The organism is uncultured Thiodictyon sp., from assembly GCF_903828115.1.
Taxonomy (GTDB): domain Bacteria; phylum Pseudomonadota; class Gammaproteobacteria; order Chromatiales; family Chromatiaceae; genus Thiodictyon.
Genome location: NZ_CAIKKU010000537.1, coordinates 1 through 4,110, shown reverse-complemented (window position 1 = coordinate 4,110; position 4,110 = coordinate 1). Strand labels below are relative to the sequence as shown.

5 protein-coding genes are annotated in these 4,110 nt (G+C 66.8%); 2 read left to right on the top strand and 3 right to left on the bottom strand.

Translation table 11 applies throughout. The features are described 5' to 3' along the window. Nucleotides 1-113: 113 nt before the first annotated feature. Nucleotides 114-506, bottom strand: a complete 393-nt coding sequence (locus tag QZY48_RS19925; protein ID WP_295434447.1) for a hypothetical protein — start codon at nt 504-506, stop codon at nt 114-116. 136 nt (nt 507-642) lie between these two features. Between QZY48_RS19925 and QZY48_RS19920 the strand changes: the two genes are divergently transcribed. Together QZY48_RS19920 and QZY48_RS19915 are read left to right on the top strand one after the other, a co-directional pair. After that, entirely contained in the window at nt 643-963 is a 321-nt protein-coding gene (locus QZY48_RS19920) for a type II toxin-antitoxin system RelE/ParE family toxin (protein ID WP_295434448.1), read from the top strand. 2 nt (nt 964-965) lie between these two features. Beyond that, nucleotides 966-1,280, top strand: a complete 315-nt coding sequence (locus tag QZY48_RS19915) for an addiction module antidote protein (RefSeq protein ID WP_295434445.1) — start codon at nt 966-968, stop codon at nt 1,278-1,280. Nucleotides 1,281-1,334: 54 nt separating this feature from the next. Here the strand turns inward: QZY48_RS19915 and QZY48_RS19910 are convergent, their stop codons facing one another. Further along, a complete protein-coding gene (locus QZY48_RS19910; RefSeq protein WP_295434443.1) occupies nt 1,335-2,135 on the bottom strand; it encodes a formylglycine-generating enzyme family protein in 801 nt (266 codons plus the stop codon). 70 nt (nt 2,136-2,205) lie between these two features. Continuing rightward, nucleotides 2,206-3,549, bottom strand: coding sequence for a caspase family protein (locus tag QZY48_RS19905; RefSeq protein WP_295434442.1), 1,344 nt, complete (start codon nt 3,547-3,549; stop codon nt 2,206-2,208). Between the last annotated feature and the right edge of the window lie 561 nt (nt 3,550-4,110).

Here is a 4,110-nt window from a genome sequence, read left to right as displayed (position 1 = left end):
GTAATCGAACAATCCGATCACGACAACGACAACGACAACGACCAGGACGGCGTACCCGGGATCTCGGTCACCACATCAGTTCTGATCGCGCGCCTGACCGCGCGGCACCCCCATCAGCCCCCCACCAGCTTGAGCAGCCGCCTGGTCATGATCTCCACCTGCGCCTCGTTGATGGTCCGCGGGTCGAAGGCGACCTCGATCAGGTCCGCGCCCCGCTGCACCTTGATCGTCACCCGCGACTCGCGCGTCACCCAGGCCTTCAGGAAGTCCACCAGGGCCGGGACCGCCTTGGGAACCACCTCCAGCACCAGGGTCCCCAGGGTCCGGCCCAGGCCCTTGGCGCCCGCCCCGACCGCCCCGGCGGGGTCCGGCAGGCCGACCGCGGCCGTCAGCTCCGGGGCGTCGAGTTGCCGGGCCAAGGCACGGGTCAGGGCGTCGAGTTCGTCCTCGGTCAGGGCGTTTGGGGGCTGGGGCTCCAGGCGCAGGGTGATGGTGGTCGCGGTCATCAAGGCTCTCCTCAAGGTCAAAGAATTCAGGGCGAAACGGCATGACCGGTGCTACATGGAACGCCAGACGCACCCTTGCCAACGGCTCAGGCGGGATATGCCACCTTGACAGTCTCTCGCTTATAGGCGAAAGTTTATCATGAACCTGGTGCATTACCTCACCCCTGACGGGCGCGACCTCTTTCAGGAGTGGCTCGACAGTCTCCGGGATCGTCGCGCGAGGATCACAATCGACCGGCGGGTGGAGCGACTCGTCCGCGGCACCTTCGGCGATCACAAATTCTGCCGGGATGGAGTATGGGAACTGCGGGTGGATTGCGGCCCCGGCTACCGGGTGTACTACGCGCAGGCCGGACCGGAGTTCGTGCTGCTCCTGTGCGGTGGCGACAAACGCGGCCAGGACAGCGACATCGACCACGCGGTCCAGTGTTGGCGCGACTGGCAAGAGAGGACCTGACCATGACCAAATCCCGCTCCCATGAGGCGGCGAAGGTGGAGAGCTTCCGCAGCGACCCTGATTATGCCGCGGACTATCTCAACGCGGTGCTGGAAGACGGCGATCAGGAAGAACTGCTGGAGACGCTACGCTACATGGCCGGGGCCTTTGGCGGCATGACCGGTCTGGCCGAGGAAACCGCGCTCAATGCGACCACGCTCTACCGTACCCTGTCCCGCAAGGGCAATCCGGAATTGAAGAGCCTGACGGCCATACTCAAGGCCATGGGTATGCGCTTGGCCGTGCAGCCATTGCAGGCGCCGCCGCAGCCGATATAAGCCTCCGCCTGCGCCCGGTTGACGCGGGGCCCGGCGGGAGTAGAGGGCAAAGGGTTATAAGTCTTGGGCGAGGCGGAAACCAAGATTGTCGACCCGGGTCGACGGCGAGAGCCAGAAACGGTAGGCGGAACGCACCCCCGCGGGCCAGGGGAGCCACGAGCCGCCGCGGATCACCCGGGCTGGCCCAGGCTTGGCATCATTATTGCGGGTGCAAACCTGCTCCTTCCCATCATAGAAGGCGGCATAGGCCGAACAGGTCCATTCCCAGACGTTGCCGGCCATGTCGTAGAGGCCCCAGCCGTTGGCCTCGAAACTACCGACCGGCAGCGTCTTGGCGGTATAGACGCCGGTCTTGGCGCCGCAGTTGTTGTAGTCGACAGTGCCGTTGTAGTTCGCCTGCTTAGTCGAGATGCAGTCGCCGGTGAAGAAAGGCCTGGTCGTCCCGGCACGGGCGGCGTACTCCCATTCCGCCTCGGTGGGAAGACGGTAGGCTTTACCGGTCTGCCCCGCAAGCCAGGCAGCGTAGGCGGTTGCGTCGTCCCAACTGACGCTGATGACCGGCTGGTCTTTACGCCCCCAACTGGCCTGCGGCAAGTCCCGCTTGGTCGCCTTGGCAAAGCGGTCGTAGTCATCGAAGGTGACCTCGGTCTGGCCGATGGCGAAGGGTTTCGCGATCCGCACCTGGTGTTGCTGCTCATTGGGATTGCGTTCGGGCTCCGTCTCCGGGGACCCCATCTGAAAGTCGCCGGCGGGCAGCGCCACCATCTTGGGACCCGCAGAGCCATCCTGGAACTGGTCCTGAAAGACGGCGAAGGGTTTGGGCTGCCCGACTTTGGGAGAGACAATGGGGGTCACGGGGGCGGAAACCGGGGGCTCGTCCGGCGTCACTGGCGCCGACGCCGCTGGCCCCACCGCAAGGTCGGGGTTAGCCGACTGCCGCAGCCGCTCGGACAGAAGGACGGCGGCGACCACTAGAAGCAGAACGCCGACCAGGGCCGGTATCCACCGCTGGGAACCGCGGCCCTGCGAAACGGACGCGGCGTGCGGCGACGGCCTGGTGACCAACGGCACGGGGGCGGACGGCGCATCCCGGGGCCGCGGCAGAGGATTCGGCGCCGTGTCCGCTTGTGTTCCCCAGCACTGCATCGGCCGCGGGGGCGGCGGTCCGCACAGGGGACCGGACGGGCGCCCGTAGGGTCCGCTGTGCGGACCGAGCGCCCACCGGCGCGGCGATCGACCCCATCGAACCCGTCAGCACCGGCCCCGCCAGTGCCTCATCGATCAGCGCCCGCACCTCGAAGTCCCGTTCCGCCGCAAGCCGGTCATGCAGCACCCCGCGCACCGCCGCCGTCAGGTCCGGCCGACGCATCAACCTGGTCAGTTCACGCACCGCGCCAACGCGGGTGCGGTGGTTGCCGCAGGCGAGATCCGCCAACAGGTCCGCGTCCAACAGGTCTTTGGGGTCAGGCGACACCACCGGCGGACGGGGATTGCGGGCGATGATCAGTTCGCCCTGCTGGCGGTGGACCCAGTATTGGGGGTCCATCCGCTTGCCGCCGGCCGCCGCGGTCGCCGCCACCACCCGGTCGTGGGCATAGCGGTAGAGTTGCCCGATACTGACCTGGGGGCGGTCCTGCGCCGCCTCGCCGGTCTCCAGGCCCTGGATCAGGAAGTGGGTGAAGAGTGAGCGCGCCACGCCCGCGATGACCTGGTTGCCCTCCCAGGAGGTCTGGGTGGCGGTGGATGAGGTGAGCGTCACCCGGCCATAGCCGTTGCACGCCGCGGCCCCGGCGGCGGGCGACGGCTGGCCGGGATCGCCGAAGCAGGCGGGGTCGATGGCCCCGCCCTTCTCCCCGATGGCGCCGGCATAGCAGCAGTCCAGGATCAGGATCTGGCGCCCGGCCTGGCACTCGTCCAGTTCGGTCTTGATGAAATCGCAGGGGAGCGCGGTGGCGCGCAGCCGGTCGCGGCGGCTCTCGGGAAGGGCCAGATAGAGGGCGCCGCGCTTGCCCCGGTCCGGTTCCCCGTGACCGGAGAAATACAGCAGCACCAGGTCGTCACGGGTACGCCGGGCGAAGAGTTCGCTGATCGCCTCCTGGGCGGGGCGCAGGTCCGGGTTCATCAGCACCCGCACGTCGTCACCGAAGCCGCCGATCCCCGGGTCCGCGAGCACGCGCCGCAGGCCCGCGACGTCCGCCGCCGGGACCTTCAGGTCCGGGAAATCGGTATAACAGTCATTGCCGATCAGGAGGGCGTATTTCTTCGCCACGGGGGTATGGGGGGTCCTTGGGATGCGCCGGGATGGGGGATTCTAACCCCTGCTTGGGCCGGGCGGGACGGCGGTGCCGGCCGCACCCGTGACCGAACCGCGAGATCGCTGGTCCGCGCAGCGGACCCTGCTCCGGCCCCAAGCCCGCGGAACCCGGAGGCTCGTGGGTCCTTGCCGCCCCGCTTGGTCTGGGCTAGCATCGTCGAGAAGTACCCTCCCGCTCTCGCCAATACAGCCCGACCAACCCATGAGTAGCCTGTCCGACCTCTATAAGTGCGAGTTTGAGGGCCTTGGTCATAAATCCGCCCACCCCTTACGGGCCTGACGGGGGCGCGAGACTTAACAGAACAGAGACTTAAGCACGCTATGTCCACTGTTTCGCCTGGGTCTTGGGCGGGTCGGGTAGCCAGGCGACGTTACTTCTACTTTGTTAACTTGAATTCTGGCCGCTTTTCAACTAGCCTGGCTAGGCTATCTTGTAACGCCGCTCGATATCGCTACGCCGTTGATCATGCCTGACCGCCATTTGTGCAATACGCTTTTCAACCATAGCCTCATCCT